We start from the raw sequence: 23,185 nt of genomic DNA on the forward strand, positions 1-23,185 counted from the left end.
GTGGTTTCGGAGCCCGCTCAGCGGCTTTTGTGGCGAACCGCCAAGCTTTCCTATCGCACACTTCCGCCGCGACACGGCCGATCTGGACGCACACCGGCTTCGGCGGTCTTGCCTCGTCAATTCGGTCACGCGGATTGCTGCCCCCTGCCGGGCATCAAGCCGCAAGATCGATGAAGTGTCCGCGCAACCAGGCCATCAGATACTGAACCAGGTCGGGAGTGCCTGAGGAGGCCCGGACGACGGTACGCAAGATGCGGCCGTAATCGGCCGTCCGCTCGCGGACAAGCTGCTCGAGCACGAAGCCGGTTGCTCTCTCGCGATATCGGAGGGCTCCAGGGTCATTCCAGACGTGCCGCAGGAATTCGAGCACAACGCGGATGTGAGACGCCGGCTCGGCTGGGGCGCCGCCGATCATCCGGGTAATCTGCCTAAAGAAATATCCGGGGCATTCGCCCGCCTCCGCATCAATTGAGGCCGCGCGAATCAACGCCCCGCCCGAGACGCAGATGTAGTTGTGACCGGCGCCGATGAGATGTGCGGTCCACTTAACGTAGGTGTCGAAATCGATCTTGTGCCGGTTGCTGGCAACCATGAATGCGGGCTGCAGCCAGGTGCTTCGGTCGAAGCCGAACCGCCTGGCGAACTCGCGTGTCGGTGCGTCGTCCGTGACGAGCAGCATATCCCTCTGCATGGCGACGATCAGGCTGTCGAAGATCTCCCATGGACCATCACGCAGGAATTCTCTGAGAACCCCGGGGATGTTTTCTGGCACGATCAGCGGGCAGACGACGGCGTTCGTTTTGGTCCATTCTATCGCGGCTTCGACGTCAGTCAGCCACTCCAGGACAACCTCAGGCACCACCTCCACGACCGCCATCCTGCCTTCGTCGTAGCGCGCGCTTTTCATGCCGGCTTGAACGGAATGGGCGATGCGCTCCCGTCGGGCGAGAAGCTGGTCCATCGTGCTCTGCGCGATGTGAATGGTGCCGCACGTCTCCGAGAGCGCACCAAGCGCGCCGAGCCGCCAGCACGTCCAATACGACAGCAAATCCAACACGCAACCGGCGGCGCGGTTCGAAACGATCGCTGCGATGGCCGCGCGCCGCTCGGCTTCCGATCCGAATGCCACCTTCAACTGAAGTCCTTGGGCCGCCAAGCCCTCGGCTGCTTCGATGGTGTCGCAGCCGACGCGGTCGGCGAAGATTGCGAGCGGCCACGGCCCGGTCTGGTAATTGTCCTGCTCTTGCGCGGCGAAGTCGCGCCTCGCCTTGAGCTGTTCCAGAAGAGGTGCGAGGCCCTCCGGCTTCGAGACGTCAACGGAAACCGAACGGAAGGCCGCGACGTCCGGAAAGCGGGCTTCGTGATTGGCGAATACGAAGTGGTACTTGGCGATGTACTTGTGTCGGATCTGCCTGATCGTGCCTTGCTTGCCGGTGGCGGGATTGGTGAAGCTGGCGTCGACTGACAACCCCGAGATCGTCCGGATTAGCGGATGATCAGGCTCCCAGGAATCCTCGTCGAGGCGACGGAGCGCTGCGTCCGGTTCGACGATGACGAGCTGCTTCTCGCCGTTTTCGTATTCGATGTCGACTGCTGCGTTTTCGCCGACGATCGTGGCATCCCAAGGTCCGTCGGAATTCGCGAGCTTCGAGCCCTCCCTCAGGACGAGTCCTTGGAAGCACAGCCAGGCTTGCGAGGTCTCCCTGTTCTCCAATAGGAGCCTGTAGGCGTAGGCGAGGGCGCGAGCTATCTGCCCGAAGTGACCCAGCAGCGAGGCGACCCGAAGCTTGTCGCTCAGCCGGTTGAACGCGAGTCGTTCAATGGGACGTTCGAGTTCCGGCAGCAGTTCGTCGATCTCGTTAGACCGTATCAGGATCTCGATCTTGAGGAGCCGCGCCGCCGCGCTGTCTGGACGGTCTGTGAGAAGGGCGTCCACAGCCCGCCTGGATTCCGGCATATCGCCAACGTTCCAGGAGTGGATTGCCGACAGCCAGAGGATTTCAGGATCCTTGCGGACTTCCGGGGATGCTCTCGCGATCTTCGCCCTGAACGCTTCGTCACGGCGGGCTTCGGCGAGGCATCCGAGGTAGAGATGAGTGGCGGGGTTAAGGGCCTGCAGATCGACGATCGGCTCGATCAGCCTGGCCGCCTCGGCCGGTAGGCCCTGATGACGCATTTCGTCCGCAACCAGGTAGCGTGACAGGTTATTGGCAAGCGTGAAATCGGCGCTACCCAATTCCTTCAGCCGTGCGTGCCGCTCGCTTTCGTCGACGCCGAGCCGGACGTCTCGCCGGAGCCGCAGGAGCTCGGCCGCGAGTCTACCCTCGGGAAGGTCGGCAAGGTTCGCAATTGCTAGATTTACGCGTTCGTAGTCGCCTGTCCGGAGCGCCAAGTCGCCAAGGATCCGCCATTTCAATTGCGCGACGTGATCTTGCTCCGTCGCATCGATGTCCTCGACGAGCTTGATGGCTTCCTTGTCATCCCGCCGCGCCACCATCTCGGCGGCGAGCAGCCTGTTCTCCAGATCTGGATCTCCGCGCAAAGTCGCGGCGGCATCGTCGAACCGGTTTTGCGCGGCTTGGGACAGAGCAAGCAGTCTCTTCAATTGCGGCTGATCGGCAAGCGACGGGAGTGCGCGAACGAGGAGGGATTCGCATTCGGCTTGCCTGCCCGTCAACCGGAGCAACAAGGCCGCATTGTTGACGAAGGCGAGCAAGTCGTGTCGGTCGGCGAAGTCGTTGCTGAGGCAGCTTTCGGCCATTGCCGTCATTTCATCGGCCGCGCTCGCAAGTTCCGCCGGATTTACGGCTCCCGGTCTTCCGAGAAAGGCCTCCGGTCCCAACGCTAGTTCGAGAACAGCGACCGCGGCCGCGAGCTTGAGTTCCATAACGTCGGTGTGGTTTCTCGCCAGCTCCAGCGTCTTCTCGGCCCAGCCCGGCACGTTGCGCTTGCGCAAGAACTCGGCGAGGCCGACGTCGGCGTGCACCGATCCGGTCAGGTCAGACGGAATCAAGGTTTCAGGATCGCCCTCCCACGAAGAGCGCGCCGCCGCCTGCAGCAAATACGACACGGCCTGATCGGAGCGCGGCGTCGAGCTCAGCGCGACTTGGGCGAGCTCCATCGCTTCCGCGTATCTGCCCTGGATAGTCCTGGCCAGGGCCAAGTTGGCGATGGCGTTGCAGTCCGTCGGCCGGATAGTATAAGCCGTCTCGAAATGTCCGGCGGCTTCGTCCAGTCTCCCCAGCCTGATGTCAACAGCGCCGAGATTGGTCTCGATCCGGAATCTGGCCCACGGCTTGGCCGATAGGTCTTCCTGAGATTGGAGTTCGAGAAGCCCGTCTCGCGAGACCCCAAATGACTTTCCTTTCCGGAACAAGTCTCGCCACAGATCGATCTTGGCGTGCAAAACGGGGTCTTCGGTGCTGTCCGCCGGTGGTTTCACGTCGGCGGGCACGACGGCATGGTTCGATAGCTGAACACGCGCCAAGATTTCGGCGATCGCCGATATGCTGTCCGAATCCAGCCTTACCGACTGAGTTGCGGTCGACGCGACAGCGGCGGGAAAGAAGAAGGCGAGCGCGGTCGGATGCTGGCAGATCTTAAGCTCGAGATCGGACCAGGAATAGAGGATGACCTTCAGGTCGTGTCCTTCGGCTCTGAGCTCGCTTTCGACTTCCAGAGCCGCGTCAGTCGCCTTCGTGTCGCTGGGGCACGTCGTGGCAAATATGATTTCCTTGAGCCTGGCCTGGATCGCGAGCGCTTCCCTACAGTCTTTGAGGATGGCGGCCTTCTTTAGCGGGACCTCGTACCGGCGGCACTGTATGCCGACGAAATGGTCGTGAACCCCGTTGCGGCGGCCGAGGATGTCGATCCCGCGCTGCTTTTGACCGTGGCGTCCGTACTCCTGAGCGTGCGGATCCCGCAGTTCGGCTTGAAACAAAACCACGCAACCGCGCTGGAAGTCCTGCCAGTTCTTCGGCTTCGGAATCTCCTGTGCTGCCGTGACGCTGAACAAAGGTCCGGGACGCAGGACGGTCAGATCGTCAGCTTCGGCCGGGTCTTGGCGCTCGGGCATGGCGACTCAATATCCAGAGCTACGAGGCCGTGGTCTCAATGGCCGGCGGCGACTGCATCGGCAGTCAAAGAATTCAGGACTTCTCCAACGCCAGCGCGTCTTCGACGGCCCTTTCGATGAACTGCCAGGCCTTCTGCTCCCTTGCAGCCGCCGCACGCTTAACCTTTTTGATGAGCGCGGGCTTCATGTAGGTCAACATGGCTTTGCGTCCGTCGCGCCTCTTCGACTCCGTGGGCTTTTTTGGGCTTTTCGCTTCCTCGGCCATGGTCGTCTGCATCCTTCTGGACGTTCCAGGGGATACTAGCAGGGCCCCTTCGCGAAGCTAAGAGGCTGGCCCCGCAAACCTGTTGATGACAAGTCGCCTCCAAGCAGATATCGATCAGATATCTACTAGATATCTTTTTTTGTTGACTTTTGCGGCTCATTGTGATTTGATCCGCCAGCCCAGAAGTCAATCCGCGACATAGGAGAATTTGACGCCCCCCGGTCGACGCCGCGCGCTTCCGTATGCGCAGCGATCGTGTTTGCCATTTCTCGACTACATCAGCGAGGGTAGATGAAGAAGCGCAGCGATCTGTTCATCGGTTACAAGGCCAGCAGGGCGATTCCCATTCGCGACAATCTGACCCGCGATTTTTTAATCCAGTCGACCCTCGACGGCGACGTGCACCGCATCGAGTATCAGAACAAAGTGATTATCGACGAGCGCATCGTGGCCGCGGACGGCATTATCGTGGAGCGCTTCGACGGGCGCTACGCCGTTGATATTGTCGACGCGCGTCCCTCCCACGATCCAGCGGCTGAAGCACTGACGCAGCTCGCCTTCGCGCGCCGATGCCACGGGATCATCGAGCTCCGCGCCGCCGACGTGCGCGGCGAGCCGCGTTGCTCAGCGGCGCGCGAGGTCTGGAGTCATCGTGGGGTCCGCGTTCATGCGGACGACCGCGCAGGAGTCCTTGAGACGTTGGAGAGCGAAGGTCCGGTCGGGCTCGCCCAGCTCGCCGAGTCGGTCGCCATGCGCGGCGAAGCGCGAGCGGTCATCTACGCGCTGGCATGCGACGGCGCGGTGGAGCTTGACCTCAGCGGCGGGCTCGCGGACGAGATGATCGTGCGGTCGGGGTATTTTGGGCGTGCCGCCCACCTGCACGCGTACAGCGCCTAAACCTCCTCCATCATCACCAACCTCGGCCACCGCGCGACGACGCATCGCGCGGTGGATTCGTTTTGCCGCGCGAGGTCATTTGCCTTGGCGTTCGCAATTAACGCGGGCCGAGCACCGTGAACGGCGAAGACGCTCGATTCCTACCACGCGCGTACGGCGGCTTCGACCGCGAACCACGTCAGGAGCAGAATGACGAAGCATCAAGAAGTCGGTGTGGGCACTCCCGACCCGAAGGCGGGCGTAGTCGGCTCGTCCGAAAAGCGCGGCTTTGCCGCTCTCCGGCGGGCAGCCGTGGAACATGACCTGGACGACGACGAAGAGGACACCGCGACAATGGACGCCGGTAACGCTGCTGGCTCTCTGAGCCGTAGTGAGATCGGAAACAAGATTGTCGCCGCAGCCTTGCGCCGCGCCACAACGGCGGCCGACAGACGGCGCATCCTGCGTGACCCCCGCCCCGCCGTAGTCGTCATCACCGTCGCGTCATCGGCCTGGATCGAGACCGTCGAACGCTACCTCAATGGTATCAAGCGCGACTGGTACGTGGTGGCCCGCACCGGGACCGACCGCCGCCATACGACGAACGTGGGCAACGAGGGCGTCGCGAAAGCACTCTTGTGGGGCCGCTCCGTCATCGGCGTTGCGACCGACCCGGAGCGGCAGCTCCCCCGCACGCTGACAGCCGCGGCGGATGTCCAGATCGAGCTGGGCGATCTGGACACCGGCAGCGTCGGCACGGCGATGCGCTCGCGCTTCCCGGGGGCTGCCGTCGCGGTCCCGCCGGATGCTTTGACCGCACTGCAGCTCGACGATGTGGTCGCGGCGATGCGCCCGGGCGTCTCCCCCGAGGAGGCTATCGAACTGATGCGCCGGGCGTCGCGGCGGCGGTCCGCGGGCAACGACGTATCGACGGCGCCGAATCTCGACACCGCCATCGAATTCGGTGCCGCGCGCGAGTTCGGACTCGCGCTGGCACAGGATATTCGGGATTTCAAGGAAGGCCGCCAGTCCTGGGCCGACTCGATGAAGGGTGCACTTTTTTTCGGAAAACCAGGAACCGGGAAATCCGTGCTGTGCGCCAGCATCGCCGCCGCGGCCGGCGTGCCTTTGCTGCGGTTTTCGGTCGCCTCGGTGTTCGAAAAGAATTCGCATTTAGGCACGGTCATCGAAGCCTTCAAAAATCTGATGAATCAGGCAGCTTCGATCGGTAGCTGCTGCATCGTCGTACTCGAGGAGATTGAGTTCATTCCGCGCCGCGACCGCCTCGACGACCGCGGCGGGAAATCCTTTTGGCTCCCTATCATAGACCTGGTCATGTTGCTGACAGATGCCGGGATCGCCGCCAACGAGCCGAACGGCGGAGCCGGGCGCCCCGTTGGAATCTTCATCCTGGGTTGCACAAATCATCTCGACATGGTCGAGCCCGCCCTGCTGCGGCCGAACCGGCTTGAAGTGGCGGTCGAGGTGACGCCGCCGGACGCTGCCGGCGTCGCGAACGTTCTGCGTTTCCACCTCGGTGGCGCACTCGCCGGCGAAGACGTTTCGGCAGTGGCGCGGTCGCTCGAAGGAGCGACGGCTGCACAGTGTATGGCCGTCGTGCGCGCGGCCAAGCGTGCCGCCCGCCACGCGGGCCGTCCGATGGTGCTGGCCGATCTGGCCGAAGCGGCGCACGGCGACGATGTTAGCTCGCCGCAAGTCGTCTGGCGCAGCGCCGTCCATGAGGCGGCACATGCCGTCGCCACCATCGTGACCGGCGAAGGCGGCCTGGTCTACGTGTTCATCCAGAACCACGGTGGTTACACCAAGGTCAAGGGAGATCAGGACGACCTCCCGACCTTGGCGGCCATCGAACGCACCGCGGTCTGCCTTCTTGCGGCGGGCGCCGCCGAGGCATCGATCGTCGGGTCACTTTCTACGGGGTGGTCCGGGACCGACCGATCGGACCTCGGCCGGGTGGCGCTCCTGCTGTCCCACGTCCACGCAAGCAGCGGATTGGTGGGAAACCTGTTCGTGCGCGCGAATATGGGTGAGGCACTCGAGGCCGCGCGCGCCGATCCCGAGCTCCGCCGCGCTGTCGAGGATCACGTACGCCGACTCTACGCACGCGCGGTCGCCCTCGTCGGCAGGCACCGCAATCGCATCGTGGCGGTCGCCGAGTCGCTCTTCGATAAACGACATCTCGACGCCGCCGAGGTGGTGACGATCCTGTCCGACATCCCCGAGAATTGGACCGAGGTCCCGGAGGATCGCCGATGATCCTGACGGTCGAAGTGCGTCTCGGAGAAAGCCCAGAGGGGGGCCCGGTGGTCGCGTTCGTTCGGATATTCGGCCCGGACCAGCCCGGCCTGCGATCCTACTATGGCGTAGGAGCGGTCGAGCGGAACGACGCTTGCGGTGACGGCGCGGATCGGAGCTCTGGTTGCGTCTTCAGGCACGACCATCGGCATGGTCTCTGGGCTCTCCTCGAACGCGCCTGCGCCGAGCTCAAGAAGGCCGAGTTCGTCCGGTACTGACTCCGCCCCGACCGTCTTTGATCCCCGAAGATTCACCACGCAGGAGAAAGCATGACGAGCAACACGAATCCTTCGTTCCACCACGCCTCCACCGCGATCGTGCACCGCCCCTTTGGAGGGATCGGCTCCTATCGTCGTGTCTCGGATCCCGCGACCCGGACGGTGGTGCACGCGTTTCCGATGGCGGAGCTGTCGCGCGTCGCGGCGGCCGGACTGCTGTGCACGGCTGGGGCGTACGTCATGACCGACGACAGGGTCGCATACATCGGGGAATCGCGGCGCCCGTCGCGGCGCCTGGCCGAGCACGCGGCCGACCCGGCGAAGTGCTTCGCCAGGGACGCCTACGTGATCGGCGGCTGCGAGGGCGCCGCATTCGACAAATTGCTCACCGTCGACCTCCAGTATCGATTCACGAAGCTCGCCACCGCGGTAGGCGCAGTGTCGGTCTGGAAGGGCGCCAATCCCCCAGCGCCCGACACGACCGACGTCGAACGGGCGACGCACGATCGCATCGCCCGCGATGCCTTGAGATTGCTGCACGATGCCGGCTGCCGCCTCTTTCACACGGCGGACCCGAGCGCCGTGTCGACGGAAGCGCCGCCGAGCGACGGTGTCGTGGACTCGGTTGACCCTGTCACTTCGGATGCCGGCACCGCGACGGTGCCTGACGGGGGCAGTCAGGAATTCGAGCTGCAGTACGGCGGCCTCTGGGCCCGCGGCCGCTGGGATGGCGGCCAGTTCATCGTGAGCGCCGGCTCGGAGGTCCGTTCGGCCACGAACGAGAGCGTCGACGAGCAGACGAGACTGCGCCGCCACGACCTGTTCGCCGCCGGCGTGCTGTCGAAGATCACGGGTGTCGGCGACCGGCGGCGCCTCACCGATCCCTATGCCTTCGCCACGGCCTCGATCGCGGCGAAGGTCCTCGCCGGCGCGCACACCGCTGGGCGCTGGGTGCCCCGCACAGCCCAGCCGCGCTCGCCGGCCTAGGCCACGCACCGGCGGCGCCCGGCGCCGCCGGGCGCCAGCGCCAGCCTTTGCGGGGCGAGCACCAATTCGGAAAATACGGAACTAACGGAACTCGATTTCAAGGATTCGAATTTCAGCAGACGAGTCCTTGAAATCGAATCCTTGAAACGAATGAGGACCATCCGCCGGGGCCTTGGTTCGCTTTTTCGGGAATTGATTTTCCAAGGAAACTCGGTTTGAAGGATTCGGATTTTCTGCAACGAATCCTTGAAATCGAATCCTTGAAACTCCGACCCTGCGGGCCCCCGCGGCGGGGGCGGCCGCGGCCGGCCGGGGCCGGCGGCGGTGGGGCCTCGCCCGCGGGCGGCCCGCGGGGTCGGGAGCCCGGCTCGGAGGCGCCGGCTGGCGCCGGCCCGCCCGGGCCCGCGCGCCGCCGGCCCCGCCGCGGCGGCTCGCGCCGCCGTCGACCAAATCGAATGCTTGAAAACCGGAAAGGAGCACCGCAATGGCACCGAAGCCCCGCCGCATCGCCGCCCGCCCCGACCCTGAGGATTGGATGGAGGATGAGCTGCTCACCCTGCCGGAAGCCGCCGCGCTCTTCTGGCCGGAGGGGAAGCCGGTCTCCGCGTCTTCGCTTCGCCGCTGCTACCGCGCCGGAACCCTGGAGGTGGTTCTTATCGCTCGTAAGTTGCTGACCACCAAGCGCGCAATCTATGCGATGATCGAGGCGAGCCGTCGCAAGGCGAGCGCCTGACCCAATGATGGCAAGTATTGTGAAGTAGATCCAACGGCTTGGGAAAAAGCCGGCCCGAAAAGATTTTCGTTTACAGACGGCGCCGGCTCGGGAATCGATCTGCTTCGCCTCGGCTGCGCCGGGGCGGACGACCGGAAGGGACCCCTGCGGATGAGCCGCCGGGATCACCCTTGTCCGGAAAAGCGACGGCCCCACCGGTCTCCCGGCAGGGCCGCAACTGGGACGCGCGCACGGTCATCGCCGTGGAACAGCAGCCGCACGCGCATCCGGAAAGGAACGTATACCATGTCTATCATCGGAAGTGAACGGCGTCCCACCGGGACGCCGATCGACAAACCGTGGCCGGACGCGCGGATCCGCTTCGTGCGCACCGCCGCGCCGACCGCGGTCGACGGGCTCGACCTCACGGTCGGGGAAGCCCTCGCGCTGGCGCCCGAGACCTTCCAGCGCGCCTTCGGGGTCGCCAGCCTGCACGACATGCCGGTGGTGTACCCCGGCGTCCACCTCGATCGCCGGCCGAAGGGCGGCGCCCCGTGCGTCCGCTTCCGGCCGGCGCCGAAGAACCCCGGCCCCAAGGACCGCAAGGAGGACAGCTTCGAGTTGCTGATCCAGGCGCCGCAGCGGGCGGAGCCGGAGGCCGGCGGCGAGGTCGCCGTCTCCCCCGGTCGTGTCACGCTGCGTGCCAAGACCGTGGACGAGGCGCGCCTCGAGGCGCTGGTGTACCTGGCGCGCGCGGCCGGCCGCCGCATCCGCGCCACCACCTGGTCGGTCGAGCGCATCCAGTCGCTGCTCTGCGCCGACGTCCTCGACGCCTATGAGGAGGTCTTCCTCGCCGACCCCTCCGACGAGGAGAAGGCCAGGCGCAAGCATCTGACGCGGGCGAACTACCGCGCCGGCGTCCGCGCCTTCAAGAAGGCGTTCGCGGAACTGGAGATCGGCGACGTCGGCGACTGGATCGCCGACGCCTACGACGTCCGCGGCGCCCAGTACAGCCCGATGTCCCGGCACGGGCATCTCCACGCCGGCCGGCGCGGTCTGAAGGAGGGCCTGAAGCTGCTCGGCGTGCCGCCCAGCTACCACCTGCATTTCCGGATTCCGAGCCCGGGCATGCTGCCGAAGGTCGCCTGGACGCCCGCCCAGCTCGACGCCATCCAGGCGGCCGCCGCCCTCGCCGAGGACCGCGAGGCCTGGTTCCGGGGCATCCCGTTCCTGGCCATGACGGTGAGCCGCCACGGCCGGTTGACGCTCACCAGGTGGGTCCCGCCCGAGTACGACCCGATGGATGGTTCGTACCTGCCGGAGCACGACAGGCCCTGGATCGAGGTGCTGGACGATGCGGTGTACTACCACCGCGACGGCGAGAGCCGCGTCGACAGCACCAAGCGGCGCGGCGGCAACCGCATCCCGGTCGAGCTCGAGGCGCAGGTGCGGGAGTGGTATGCGGCCGACATGGCCATCGGCTGCGAGTGGGTGTTCCACAAGCCCGACGGCACGCGCTACCGGGGCCGCTATCTCGACCAGGAGACCTTCCGCCGGATCGTCGAGGACGCCGGGATCGGCGTCAGGCGCGTCCCTCACCACCTCAAGGATCTGGCCGTCCAGATCAGCGACGAGGCCGGCATGCCCCGCGAGGTGCTGGCGGCGCACGCCGACACCTCGGTCCAGACCCTCGAGCGCAAGTACGGGGAGCCGAAGCGCACCGCGCTTCTCGACCGCGCGGCCGAGGAGCTGACACAGGCGGCCTGGCGCGAGCGCGCCGCCCGCAAGGCCGAGCTCGCCGACCGCTTCGGGCACGGCCGGGCCCGCTTGGCGGGGCCGACGCCGGCCCGCATCGCCGGCCGCCGCACCGCCGGCTAGGCGGCGGCACCCGTTCGAGACCGAAGGCCCGCGGCGTCCTGCGCCGCGGGCCTTTTCGATTCCGTCGGCGCGGTGCGGGGCCCCCGGCCTGCCGTGGCCGTCGGCACCGGCGCCCGCCGGGGCCGCCTCCGTCGCCGCGCCGTCGCCGCGGTCACGTTCCGTTCGCCCGCGCGGCCCGGATGCCGCGGAAATCGGGGCCTGCCGGAATGTACGGCATTTCTTTAGGGTCACACGAAAATCCGAAGTTTCAGGAATTTTGGGGGGTGCCCGCGATCTTCCGAGGCGCTTCGGGAACGTTCGAATGCCCTCCTTTCGCTCTTTTGGTCGCCGCTTCGTCGCCGCTCGCTCGACCTCGTCTGCCGGCCCGGGCGATGCCTCGCCGGGAGGCGCGGGGCCGGTCCCGCGCCGGTGCTCGGGGGCGGCGCTGGCCGCTTGCCAGGCCCGAACCAGCCCAACTAACTTTCACCCCTACCTTCCGTCCGGGCGCGGCCTTGTCCCTTTTTATCGGCGGTCCTGGCTCGGGCTCATGCCGGTGAAGTTGGTCTTGGTGGCCGGCTTATGAGCCGGTCGCGGTGCCGACAAACGCTTCCCGAAGGCGGGAGACGCGGTCTTACTTGATCGGTTGGACCGGCGGGCTGTCGACACCGGCCAACTATTTTGGTCATCAGACGCCTCTTCCCACAGAAAAAGCGCTTGGCCGGCCGGCTACCCCCTTTGCGCCAGTCTCAAGCATTAGCGACAGAATCCAGCGTATTCGAAGTTTTCGAGGTCATTCAACACTGATCGATACAATTCAGCTCAAGTGAAAGTGCGCTAGGATCCGACCTTTAGGGGGCGCGTTCTACTAGCAGGGCAGCCGTGAATACTCTGGCGCCGATTCGTCGGCGCCGTTTATTTGAACCTATTTGGGCGCCGAAAGTAGTCGCCTTCCGAACGTCCCCAACACTGGTCAGAAAGGCCCGGGAAACGCGCCCGCAGCGTCCGTGGGGCGTCAGTTCCCGCTGACCTCCGCACGGGTTCCAAGGGCTCCGGAAAGAACCTGGGGCGGGGCCCGGGCCACCCGTCTTGTCCGGCCCCGACTTCTTTTCGAATCCTACGCCGATACGGCGTCGTCGACCGGCGCTGCCCGCGTCGGCGCCGACCCCGCGGCCCGGTCAGCGCGGCGATCTCTTCTTTATCTCCTGCGGCGTTACGTCGGGCTCGCCGTAGTCCTAACCTTCCGTCCTCGGAGCGTGACCCTGGATGGCGTCGAGCACCTGCCGAAGCATCTTCGCCCTCCGACCTTCGGTTTTGAACCTGTGGCGCCATCCGTGGTTCGGGTCAACATCCGAATCCTTGATCTCCAGCTTGGTTCTCCCCCGATCCGCCAGCTTGTTGCCGACCGAGGTGTACGTCGGATTCTTGCGGTCCGCCGGTGGTGAACCCCACGACGAAGGATTCGCTTTTCCAGGCCGACGGATCTCGGGGGCGGAGCCGCCTCGCCATTTCCTTGCGGCGGCGCCTGCGCGAGCCGCGCGGAAGAGGACCACGCCGCCGCGCCGGTCCGGCCGCGTCGCGGACGAGCGCCCTCACCGCGGCGCCGCAAGCGGAAGTTGTGGATAGGCGCATTCGCTCCCCCGAGCGGCGGCAGGCGGGGCTACTCTGCGCGCGAGGTGATTCCCATGCCGCAATTGCCCATCCGAGATTTCAAGTTGCATCCCCGCATGGCTCACTGGTTCAATCCGGTGCTGCTGTTCAAGCTGCTCATCAACGTCGTGATCTCCTCGATCTTCGGATCGTATGCGGACAGGCGGCTGCTCATCGCCGCGCTCGATACGACCGACACCGCCAAGCTCATGCAGCGCGCGCGGGCGACGCGAGACATGCTGCGCCCCGGCCCGGACGGAGCCCTCTGGCTCGATTTCGTCGCCGATCTCGGAGACGGCTTCGACAGCACCTACGCGGTCGCCACGCTCCTTGCACGCAAGCAGCTGGAGGTCGGCGGCAGGCGGCTTCCGCGCGGTCAAGCCCTGATCATGGGCGGCGACGAGGTCTATCCGAAAGCGACCGCCGAAGCCTACCGCAACCAGCTGTACTGGCCGTATGCCTGGGCGTCGCCCGATCCGCGCCCCGGGGAAGCGGCGGGCGTCCCGCTCTTCGCCTTGCCCGGAAACCACGATTGGTACGACGGTCTGACGCTCTTCCTCGCCTGGTTCTGTCGGGCCAAGCCGGTCCCTTTCGGAAGCTGGCGCACCGTCCAGCGGCGCAGCTATTTCGCCAACCAGATCACCGATACCTGGTGGATCTGGGCCATCGACATCCAGCTTGCCGACGACATGGACCAGCCTCAGGCCGACTACTTCAGGACGATGGCCGAGAACATGCCGGAGAATTCGAAGATCCTCCTCTGCAGCGCCGAACCCGGCTGGCTGTACGTGGAGGCATCCTCGGAATCCAAGTCCTGGGAGATCGTCGAATATGCGATCGAGATCGCCGAGAACGCCGGCCGAGGGCACACGGTGCCGGTCGTCATTTCCGGCGACACGCACCACTACAACCGGTACGTCGGCCCCGACGATCAGCAGTACATCACCTCCGGCGGCGGTGGTGCCTTCCTGCATCCGACCCACCAGCTGGAGGACCGCATCGACCTGCGACGCCGCGGCGTCGATCAGACGCTGAGGCTGGCGCGCGTGTCGGACACCGGGACGGGACCCGCGGTCTATCCGAGCTTCGAGACGAGCAAATCGCTGGTGTGGCGCAACCTCTATTTCGCGCTGACGAACTGGGACTTCTCCGTCCTGATGGGCGCCGTGTACTTCGCGTTCGGAATCGCAATCTCGCTGCGCCCGCATCTCGACATGTACCTTGCCGTGGCCGCCGTCCTCGCGGCCTCCCTCATGGGCTACGCGATCAAGCAGGAGAAATCGAAGAGGACCGCGGTCGTCCTGACGAGCGCGCTTCACGCGCTCGCACACGCCGCCGTCGTGATCGGCGCCGCCACGTACTTCGCGGCGCTGAACGCGGTCCATTTCGCGTTCGAGGGGCCGTACGCCACGCACCTGTGGCTGCTCGCGCTGCTGGCCGAGATGTTTCCGATCGGATTCGCGATAGGCGCCAGCCTATTCGGATGGAACATGATGCTGACCTGCCGCTATCTGCAGATGAACCGAAACGATGCGTTCAGCGCCTTGCGGATCGGCGCCTACAACAATTTCGTCAGGATGCGGATCACCGAAACGGACATCGAGTTCTTCGTCGTCGGGCTGGATGCCGTTCCCTCGCGGGAGAATTGGCAGGCGAACCCGAAGCACGGACCGCATACGGAGGACGAGCCACGCTTCATCCCCAAGACGCCGCTCGAACCTCATCTGATCGAAAGCTTCTCGCTGAGCAAGCCCGGCACGGTTCTCGAAGAAATGGAGTCGGCCAGGACGATCGCGGAAGCGGCTCGCCCGAGTGAACGCTGAAGATCGCGCCCGCCGCGCTCAACCGAGATTGATCTTCCAGAACTCCAGAACTTTCGCGACTTCCTCCCTCGGGTAGTTGATGTAGGAGGCATCCGCGAGGTCGGCTCGGATCGCCGCCTTCCTCTTCGCGATCTTGCGCTCGATCCTGGGCGTGAAAGGCGCGGTGCCGGGAGGCAGGATGACCGCTCCGGATCCGTCCGGCCATTCCTTCGGATAGTCCGACGGTATCCAGCCGGAACGCACTTGGTCCGCCTGCGCAGCGACGGATTCGAGTTCGCACGCCCAGCCGTACAGGTGGAAGGCGCACACTCGTAGCATCGCTTTGATTTCCGGCAACGTGTCGGTGAACCCTTTGAGCGACGTCGGAAGCCAGACCATGTTGGCGACGCATGAGAAATAGCGCCGATCGCGGACGACGCCGGTGTGCTCGGCGAAGTTCGGATCGTCGTAGCCCCAGATGTGGCAGACGGACCAGTTCTTTGGCCGCGGCGGTTGAACGTCGAGCGCGGCGAAAAGAGCGTATGCCGCGGCCACGTTGCCTTCGAACTTCTCCGACGTAATCCCCGTCGCCTTCCGCGTGTTGGTGTAGCGCCGCGACCATCTCGCGTCGAAGAGCGGCTGACCGCGTGCCGCGTGCGGCGCCCAGACCGGCAACGCGCGGAACGTGTCGGGGTGGACCCATCGGGCGGTCCGCGCAATCAGCTCGGCGACGGCGGGAATGTCCGACCTTAGGATCTCGTTGCCATCGGGCACATGAAACCCCTTCTCCTTCGGCTTCTTCAGAGTGCACTCCCGTCGCTTTTCCGTACCGCGCGGACACACCAATCGAGGGCGCTCCGCAAGGATTCAAACAGACCCGAAACGTCCTCAATCACCCTGACATTCGAGTCGAGGTTCGCGGCGCAGCGTGGCACAACTCGATGGAGAGTGCTCCACTGTAGTGCTCCACCGAAGAAATCCGGCGCGCGTGCAAGGCATTGATTTCGAAGGATTATTCGTCACGTAATTTGACGTGGCGGAGAGGGAGGGATTCGAACCCCCGATAGGCTTGCACCTATGCCGCATTTCGAGTGCGGTGCATTCAACCACTCTGCCACCTCTCCTGAAGGTGCCGATAAGAGGTAGGAACCCCCTGTGGTCGGGGCGTGTAATAGGCGAGGATGGCCGGCCAGACAAGGCGCGAAAGGCGAAAATCCGCCGCCTGTTTCATCTCTTGGCCTGGAGCTCCGCTCCGGTGAATCGGAACGGAGCTTTAGATTTTAGTTTTGACGCGTTTTCTTGACGCCAACTGGTGTCACTTCGCTCGAAAACGCTGCTGCATTCCGAAAGGAACCGCCGTGGAGCATCTGACCGTCCCCGCCAATGGCGCCAATTTCCACCTGGTCCGCGCCGGGCGGGGCCAACCGCTGCTTTTGCTGCACGGTTGGCCGGAATTCTGGCTGACCTGGGAGCCGGTGATGATGCGGCTTTCGGACCGCTTCATGCTGATCGCGCCCGATTTGCGCGGCTTCGGTGACAGCGACAAGCCTGACGGCCCTTACGGGCCGGATGGCCACGCGGCGGACATGCTGGCGCTGATGGACCGGCTCGGCATCGAGCGATTCGGCGTCGTGGGTCATGACGTCGGTGGCGCCGTGATGCAGCCCCTGGCCCGGCGGGCACCGACGCGGCTCGCCGGGCTGCTCTTCTTCGATTTCGTCTATCCCGGCATCGGGCCGCGCATGGTGGCGCCCGACCGGCTCAACCACATCTGGTACCAGTCCTTTCACCAGATGGAGATGGCAGCCAGCCTCGTCGGCGCCAGCCGCGAGACCTGCCGGCTCTACATCGGCCACTTCCTGAAAGGCTGGGCGCACCGGAAGAGTGCTTTCGACGACGTGCTCGACGCCTTCGCCGACAACTTCCTCAAGGACGGCAATCTCGCCGGCGGCTTTGCGCATTATCGCGCCTCGCATGCCGGGCGCGTCGCGATGATGAAGGGTGAGGCGCCGCGCCTGCCGCCGATCAATGTGCCGACCTGCGTGCGCTGGGCCGAGCACGACCCGCTGTTTCCCTATGCCTGGACCGATCGGCTCGGGGAAACCTTCAGCGAGCTCGATCTGGCGATGTTTCCGGACGTGGGGCACTTCCCACATCGGGAAGATCCGGAGCGCGCGGCTGCGGAGATCGCGGCGTTCTTTCAGCGCATCGGCTGGAGCTGAATCAAGGGGAGCTCGTGCGATGATGGAGGTGCACTCCCTCTCCCGCTTGCGGAAGAGGGTCGGGGAGAGGGTGTTTCCGCAATGGGATTGTTGGATTGCTGAGGACGTCCCGACGCGGCGAGAACCCTCACCCGCCGCGCTCTGCGAGCGCGTCGGCCTCTCCCGCTTGCGGGAGAAGCGGGGGCAAGCCCGAGCTACGTCTGATCGCATATACTTCCAAAAACGGGGTGGGACCGCCAGACGCGGTAAACACTGGCGGTCCCGATGCCGCTCATTGAAATACTGGCCAGGAAGGGCGGCTTCGCCGGCCGAGTGAAGCGACGGTTCGACGGTAGCGCGCAGCCGGCATGGCGCAACGCAATCCGCCCCTTAACCTTGCCAGTCAAGGTTACTCCTTGTTGTCCTTGCCCTTTTTCTTCCCGTTCTCCGTGGAATCACGGTCTTTGCCGTTGCCGTTGTCCTTGCGGCGGTTGGTGAAGCGCGCATTGCCGAGCCCGGTGCCGATGGTGAGGACGCCCCAGCGGTCGACATCCTGCATGAACGGTACTTCCGAAAGGCCCTGAACCACGCCGTCATTGTGCATCAGGATCGCGGTGTCGTGCTCGCCGATCTGCGGGATGGCTTCGGTGAGGCTCGCCGGCAGGTTGAACTTGCTGCTCTCCCAATTGCCCGGGAGATTCTGCGCGCCCTTCTCGATGGAGCCGTCCGCGTTGATCACTCCGGGACAGGCGATGCCGATGAACGGCGCGAGCTTGAAGCCTTCGGCTTCGGCATCCTCGATGAGGCCTTCGAGCATCTTGACGAGCCGCTTCACCGCGGCCTCGCGGCTCGGCTCATCATCGGCATGGCGCCACAGATCGGATTTGAAGACGACGGCCTTGGACAGATCGGGCGCCTTCTTCCAGCGCGTCTCAACGATCCCGCAGCGGATGTTGGTGCCGCCGATATCGACCGCGAGGATGCTGTCATAGGCCTCGAAAATCCAGGACGGCGCAAGGTGCAGGGCTCCAATCAAGCCGGCGTCGTCAGGATCGAAGCGGATCGGCACCAGATCGACCTTGAAGCCTTCCGACTTGAGGATGATCTCGGCCCGGGCAATGGCGATTTCGCCGAGCCGGCTCGCACGAAAGCCGCCGCCGACCACGATGCACTCGGTCTTGGCCCAGGCCTTGGTCTTGAGGAACCGCCGCGTCACGTAGGCGAGCTCCTGCGCGAAATCCTCGATCGCGCTGTGCACGACGGCCGTGGCCTCGGTATCGTCGCCGACCAGAACGGCATCGAGGACCTTCTTGCTGATCTTGTCGGACGGTTCGTCGCCGAAGGGATCCTCGCCGCTCTTGCGAAGCGGTTTGCGCCACTCTTCGAGGATCTCGCGAAATGCGCCCTTGCTGGCGCGATCGCCCAGAAAGCCCTCGTCGTCCTTGATCTCGATGTTGAAGCTGTCGACGTCGACCGACGGCAGGCGGCTCGCCCCGTGCTGGGCGATGCCCGTCGTCTTGACCAGCTCGTCTGTTGCCATGATAGCCCTTGCCCGCGTGTTCGATTTGCGAGGACACAACGGGGAGGGAACTCGTTGGTTGCAAGCCGGCCGCAGATTCAGCCCAAGCACCGCAACGGGCCCAAAATCCTTCAAATCCTGGCCGTTTTCGGCGGTTTTCCTTGACTTGCGGCGTCCGGCGGCTATAAGTCCCACAACCGGCGCGGGGCGTTTCTCGCGCCGCTCGTTTTTGCGTGGGTTTTCAATGGGATAAGTCCCGCCCGCACAAAACTCGCATAAACCCGTAGCGACTGACAAAAAGCCGGCCCCGACGCTTCTCGTCGCGAGGCCGGGATTGAACACGAAGGAAAAAACGATGTTCGCAGTCATCAAAACCGGCGGCAAGCAATACCGCGTCGTGCCGGATGATGTTCTCGAAGTAGGCAAGATCGAAGGCGAAGTCGGCTCGATCGTGCAGCTGAATGACGTTCTGGTGGTCGGCGGCGACACGCCGGTCCTGGGCGTCCCGACGGTCGCAGGCGCGTCCGTTGCGGTCGAGGTGCTCGACCACAAGCGCGGACCGAAGGTCATCGCGTTCAAGAAGCGCCGCCGCAAGAACTCGCGCCGCAAGCGCGGCTACCGCGACGAGATCACGGTGCTGCGCGTCAGCGAGATCCTGACGGACGGCGCCAAGCCCACCAAGGGCCCGCGTCCGAAGAAGGAGAAGGTGGCCAAGGAGTCCGCACAGGAAGCCGCCGAATAAAAGATTTGATCACGCCAATTCACGAATTGATGCGTGAGAAATCGTGAAATGATTCCGTCAAGGAATTGATCTAGACATACGTAGGATTTCGGAGACGAGCCATGGCTCACAAAAAAGCAGGCGGTTCATCGCGTAACGGACGCGATTCGAAGGGCAAGCGCCTCGGCATCAAGGCGTTCGGCGGGGAGATCGTCACCCCCGGCAACATCATTGCGCGTCAGCGCGGCACCACCTGGCACCCCGGCCTTAATGTCGGCATGGGCACGGACCACACTTTGTTCGCCAAGGTCGAGGGTCGTGTTGCGTTCCAGGCCAAAGCCAACGGCCGCACCTTCGTATCGGTGCTCCCGATCGCTGAGGCGGCTGAATAGACGGTGGACCAAATTGGAGTCCGCCGGGTCCTGACCAAACCGGCGGAGTCCTAGAGATCAAGTGATCGAAGGCTCCAGGGGAGGCGGGAAACCGGCCTCCCCTTTTCTTTGACTTACTCACTTTGGAATTAGTGACTTTCCAGGAGCCGGACATGTTGCAGGATTTCTCGAGCGTGACCTTGCAGGAGGCGAGACCGAGCGTCGTCGCCACCGAGCGGCTGACGTTGCGGCGGCCGACACTGGCCGACGTCAGGACCATCGCGCGGCTCGCCAACGACCGCCGCATCGCAGAAAACACCCGCCGCCTCCCGCATCCCTATTCGCAGGATGACGCTGTTGAATTCATCCGCGCCACCGCCGCGCTCGGCAGCGAGACCGTATTCCTGATCGAGCACGATTCTGGGCCGATCGGCATGGTCGGCATCGACTGCTCCACACCGGACAATGCCGAGCTCGGCTACTGGCTCGGCGTCGAGCATTGGGGCCAGGGCTTTGCCACCGAGGCCGCGCGCGGCGCGATCGACTTCTTCTTCGAGGAGTTCGAGGACGACCAGCTCTATGCCGGCGCGCGCGTCACCAACCCGGCCTCGCGCAAGGTACTGGAGAAGTGCGGCTTCCAGTGGAGCGGCGTCCAGCTGCACCGCTTCCTGGCGCTTGGATCGTCCACGCCCGTCGATTGCTTCCGCCTGTCGCGCGGCGTGTGGGCGTCGCTCAAAAGCTGGAGCAGTGCAAGGCGGGTGAGGTAGTGGGCGAATCACCCTCCCCTGGAGGGGGAGGGTCGATCGCGCGAAGCGCGAGCGGGGGGTGATCTCCCCACTCGGGTAGCGTTCAATGCGGAGAGAGCGTCACCCCACCCCGCTACGCATTGCGCTTCGCTGCATGCGTAGCGACCCTCCCCCTCCAGGGGAGGGTGGGGATCAAGCCGGCGGATTCACTTCTGCGCTTTCACGCCCGAGATCGCGCTCCCGCAAGTAGATATAGAACCCGGCACCGATGATGATGGCTGCGCCGACGAGCGTTGCGACCTCAGGCACGTCGCCGAACACGACGAAGCCGAAGATCACGGCCCAGACGATCATCGAATATTGGTAGGGCACCACGACGCTGGCCGGCGCGAGCTTGAGCGAGCGGTTGACGCAGAACAGCGCGGTGACCGAGACGCATCCCGCCAGTGCGAAGATCAGGAGGCTGCCCGATGTCGGCGGCACCCAGTGAAATGCAGAGAGCACGGCCCCCAGCGAAAACGTGCCGATGAATTGCGAGGACGCCATCACGATGTCAGGCGTCTTGCGCAGGCTGCGCGTGATCAGCATCAGCGTCGCAAACGACAGGCTGCCGCCGAGCGCGATCAGCGCCGGCAGGCTTACGGTCTGCGCGGATGGCCGCAGCGCGATCAAGACGCCGCAGAAACCGATCAGGATCGCGGTCCAGCGCCGCCAGCCGACCCGCTCGCCCAGAAAGATCGCCGACATCGCGGTGACGAAGATGGGGCCGGCCAGATAATAAGTGATGACGTCGGCGAGCGGCAGATAGACGGTCGCGAGGAAGAAGGCGGCCACCTCCAGCGTCGACAGCACGACGCGAAACAGCTGCAGCCGCGGCCGCTCCAGCTCCAGGAATTGGCGACGCTGCCGCCAGATCAGCGGCGACAGCAAGAGCAGCGCCGCGCAGGCGCGCAGGAACAAGAGCTGCCCCACCGAATAGGTGCCGACCAGGAACTTGCCCATGGCGTCGCCGAACGAGAACAGGAAGATCGACAGCACCATCAAGGCGATGCCGGCGAGCCGTGCCGAGCGGTCGTCATAGGCGGAGAGAGACTTGAAGAAGGGCATTTGCGTCGTTTTAATCGCGTGGGCGCGCCGGACAAGTCCACCTCTGGTGAATTGAACGCATTGTCGCACTGCGCGGAGCGCGATAGGGATCATGCACCGGGTCCGTTCCGAATGGTGTAGCGCATGACCGACTTCGATCCCTCCCAGCACCGCATGATCCCCACGCAACGCTGGTTTGAGGATTTCGTCCTCGGCGAGCGCTTCGTGCTGCCCAGCCGCACCCAGACGTCCGCCGTGTTCGCGGCGTTCCAGACCGCGAGCGGCGACACTCATCCGGTGCACTACGACGTGGAATATTGCCGCAGCCGCGGCATGCCGCATCTGCTCGCCCACGGCTTTCAGACCTTGATTCACACCGCGCCAGGGGCCGGCCTGTTTCCGTTCATGGTCGAGGAGTCGCTGGTCGGCTTCCTCGAGCAATCAAGCCGGTTCCTCAAGCCCGTGTTCGCCGACGATACCATCTATCCCACGCTTGAAATCACCGAGCTGGTGCCGGGGCGCACGACCGGCGCCGTGACGCTCAGAAGCACCGTGTTCAACCAGCGCAAGGAGCTAGTGCTGGAGGGCACGCAGAAATTCCTGATCCGGCGGCGACCAGCGGGTTAAGCACGGGGCAAAATCGCCGAAATTCGGCCGATTGACGGAGAAGTTCGGGTTGCCGCGCGGGATCGGCTGGCCTACCTATGGCCCATGAAATTCCTCGACGAAGCAAAGGTCTATATCCGCTCCGGTGACGGCGGGAACGGCTGCGTGGCGTTCCGCCGCGAGAAGTTCATCGAATTCGGCGGCCCCTCCGGAGGCAATGGCGGCCGCGGCGGCAATGTCATTATCGAGGTCGCCGATGGCCTCAACACGCTGATCGACTATCGCTATCAGCAGCATTTTAAAGCCCAGAAGGGTGAGAATGGCTCGGGCTCGGACCGCCATGGCGCCAATGGCAAGAACATCGTGCTGAAAGTGCCGATGGGCACGCAGATCTTCGACGAAGACCGCGAGACGCTGATCCACGACTTCACCAAGGTCGGCGAAAGATTCGTCCTTGCCGAGGGCGGCAATGGCGGCTTCGGCAACGCGCATTTCAAGACCTCGACCAACCGCGCCCCACGCAACGCCAATCCCGGCCAGCCCGGCGAGGAGCGCTGGATCTGGCTGCGGCTGAAACTGATCGCGGATGCCGGACTCGTCGGCCTGCCCAATGCCGGCAAGTCGACCTTCCTCAGCAAGGTCAGCGCAGCAAAGCCGAAGATCGCCGACTATCCCTTCACCACGCTGCATCCGCAGCTCGGTGTCGTGAATGCCGACGGCCGCGAATTCGTGCTGGCGGACATTCCGGGTCTGATCGAAGGCGCGCATGAAGGCGCCGGTCTCGGCGACCGCTTCCTCGGCCATGTCGAACGCTGCCGCGTGCTGCTGCATCTTGTCGACGCGACCTGCGAACATGCCGGCAAGGCCTACAAGACGGTGCGGACCGAGCTCGATGCCTATGGCGGCCAGCTCACGGACAAGATCGAGATCGTCGCGCTCAACAAGATCGATGCGGTCGAGCCGGACGAATTGAAAAAGCAGAAGGACCGCTTGAAGCGCGCCGCCAAGAAGACGCCGCTGCTGCTGTCCGCCGTGACCGGCCAGGGCGTCAAGGAAGCGCTGCGCGCGCTGGCCGACGTGATCGGCGAGAACCCGGTCTCCGCCAAGGCCAAGAGCGCCGCCGAAGCGGAGCCGTGGTCGGCTTGAGGAGAGCGACGCGCTCCCTCCACACCTCTGCGCA

At 64.7% G+C, this 23,185-nt stretch carries 17 protein-coding genes and 1 tRNA gene; 12 read left to right on the plus strand and 6 right to left on the minus strand.

The window, feature by feature from the left end:
* Window positions 1–154: 154 nt before the first annotated feature.
* The gene (locus tag IVA91_RS29800) at window positions 155–4,075 is read right to left on the minus strand and encodes a tetratricopeptide repeat protein (RefSeq protein WP_247459902.1); all 3,921 of its coding nucleotides are present in this window, start codon (window positions 4,073–4,075) and stop codon (window positions 155–157) included.
* A 73-nt stretch (window positions 4,076–4,148) separates the two neighbouring features.
* Window positions 4,149–4,340 carry a hypothetical protein gene (locus IVA91_RS29805; RefSeq protein ID WP_247459904.1) on the minus strand — a complete coding sequence of 64 codons (192 nt, stop codon included), beginning with the start codon at window positions 4,338–4,340 and terminating at the stop codon, window positions 4,149–4,151.
* 291 nt (window positions 4,341–4,631) lie between these two features.
* Between IVA91_RS29805 and IVA91_RS29810 the strand changes: the two genes are divergently transcribed.
* The 6 genes from IVA91_RS29810 to IVA91_RS29835 all read left to right on the plus strand — a co-directional run bounded on the left by IVA91_RS29810 (window position 4,632) and on the right by IVA91_RS29835 (window position 14,776).
* A complete protein-coding gene (locus tag IVA91_RS29810; RefSeq protein WP_247459906.1) occupies window positions 4,632–5,237 on the plus strand; it encodes a hypothetical protein in 606 nt (201 codons plus the stop codon).
* A 189-nt stretch (window positions 5,238–5,426) separates the two neighbouring features.
* Window positions 5,427–7,493 (plus strand): AAA family ATPase, encoded by a 2,067-nt coding sequence (locus IVA91_RS29815; RefSeq protein ID WP_247459907.1) that lies wholly within the window; start codon window positions 5,427–5,429, stop codon window positions 7,491–7,493.
* A 308-nt stretch (window positions 7,494–7,801) separates the two neighbouring features.
* Window positions 7,802–8,737, plus strand: coding sequence for a hypothetical protein (locus IVA91_RS29820; protein WP_247459909.1), 936 nt, complete (start codon window positions 7,802–7,804; stop codon window positions 8,735–8,737).
* Window positions 8,738–9,221: 484 nt separating this feature from the next.
* Window positions 9,222–9,470 (plus strand): hypothetical protein, encoded by a 249-nt coding sequence (locus tag IVA91_RS29825; RefSeq protein ID WP_247459911.1) that lies wholly within the window; start codon window positions 9,222–9,224, stop codon window positions 9,468–9,470.
* A gap of 285 nt (window positions 9,471–9,755) precedes the next feature.
* Window positions 9,756–11,327, plus strand: coding sequence for a hypothetical protein (locus IVA91_RS29830; protein WP_247459913.1), 1,572 nt, complete (start codon window positions 9,756–9,758; stop codon window positions 11,325–11,327).
* Window positions 11,328–13,051: 1,724 nt separating this feature from the next.
* On the plus strand, window positions 13,052–14,776 hold the full coding sequence (locus IVA91_RS29835; protein WP_346015541.1) for a hypothetical protein: 1,725 nt from the start codon (window positions 13,052–13,054) through the stop codon (window positions 14,774–14,776).
* 18 nt (window positions 14,777–14,794) lie between these two features.
* Here the strand turns inward: IVA91_RS29835 and IVA91_RS29840 are convergent, their stop codons facing one another.
* Together IVA91_RS29840 and IVA91_RS29845 are read right to left on the minus strand one after the other, a co-directional pair.
* Window positions 14,795–15,529, minus strand: coding sequence for a hypothetical protein (locus tag IVA91_RS29840; protein WP_247459916.1), 735 nt, complete (start codon window positions 15,527–15,529; stop codon window positions 14,795–14,797).
* A gap of 260 nt (window positions 15,530–15,789) precedes the next feature.
* A tRNA-Ser gene (locus IVA91_RS29845) sits at window positions 15,790–15,879 on the minus strand.
* A 234-nt stretch (window positions 15,880–16,113) separates the two neighbouring features.
* Here IVA91_RS29845 and IVA91_RS29850 point away from each other — a divergent pair.
* Entirely contained in the window at window positions 16,114–16,977 is an 864-nt protein-coding gene (locus tag IVA91_RS29850) for an alpha/beta hydrolase (protein ID WP_247279919.1), read from the plus strand.
* Between the two features lie 388 nt (window positions 16,978–17,365).
* Here IVA91_RS29850 and IVA91_RS29855 read toward each other — a convergent pair whose 3' ends face one another.
* Entirely contained in the window at window positions 17,366–18,496 is a 1,131-nt protein-coding gene (locus IVA91_RS29855) for an ROK family protein (RefSeq protein WP_247279920.1), read from the minus strand.
* 334 nt (window positions 18,497–18,830) lie between these two features.
* On the opposite strand from IVA91_RS29855, the gene rplU reads away from it, so the two are divergent.
* The 3 genes from rplU (at window position 18,831) to IVA91_RS29870 (ending at window position 20,334) form a co-directional block, all read left to right on the plus strand.
* Window positions 18,831–19,217 (plus strand): 50S ribosomal protein L21, encoded by a 387-nt coding sequence (gene rplU, locus IVA91_RS29860; RefSeq protein ID WP_247279921.1) that lies wholly within the window; start codon window positions 18,831–18,833, stop codon window positions 19,215–19,217.
* Window positions 19,218–19,318: 101 nt separating this feature from the next.
* Window positions 19,319–19,588 carry a 50S ribosomal protein L27 gene (gene rpmA, locus IVA91_RS29865; protein WP_018643862.1) on the plus strand — a complete coding sequence of 90 codons (270 nt, stop codon included), beginning with the start codon at window positions 19,319–19,321 and terminating at the stop codon, window positions 19,586–19,588.
* A 152-nt stretch (window positions 19,589–19,740) separates the two neighbouring features.
* Entirely contained in the window at window positions 19,741–20,334 is a 594-nt protein-coding gene (locus IVA91_RS29870) for a GNAT family N-acetyltransferase (RefSeq protein ID WP_247279922.1), read from the plus strand.
* Between the two features lie 171 nt (window positions 20,335–20,505).
* Here the strand turns inward: IVA91_RS29870 and IVA91_RS29875 are convergent, their stop codons facing one another.
* Entirely contained in the window at window positions 20,506–21,420 is a 915-nt protein-coding gene (locus IVA91_RS29875; RefSeq protein ID WP_247281215.1) for a DMT family transporter, read from the minus strand.
* A 123-nt stretch (window positions 21,421–21,543) separates the two neighbouring features.
* Here IVA91_RS29875 and IVA91_RS29880 point away from each other — a divergent pair, with 123 nt between their 5' ends.
* Window positions 21,544–22,026, plus strand: a complete 483-nt coding sequence (locus IVA91_RS29880; RefSeq protein WP_247281216.1) for a MaoC family dehydratase — start codon at window positions 21,544–21,546, stop codon at window positions 22,024–22,026.
* A gap of 84 nt (window positions 22,027–22,110) precedes the next feature.
* Window positions 22,111–23,151 (plus strand): GTPase ObgE, encoded by a 1,041-nt coding sequence (obgE, locus tag IVA91_RS29885; RefSeq protein ID WP_247281217.1) that lies wholly within the window; start codon window positions 22,111–22,113, stop codon window positions 23,149–23,151.
* Window positions 23,152–23,185 lie beyond the last annotated feature (34 nt).

The organism is Bradyrhizobium sp. 153, from assembly GCF_023073835.1.
Classification (GTDB): Bacteria; Pseudomonadota; Alphaproteobacteria; order Rhizobiales; family Xanthobacteraceae; genus Bradyrhizobium.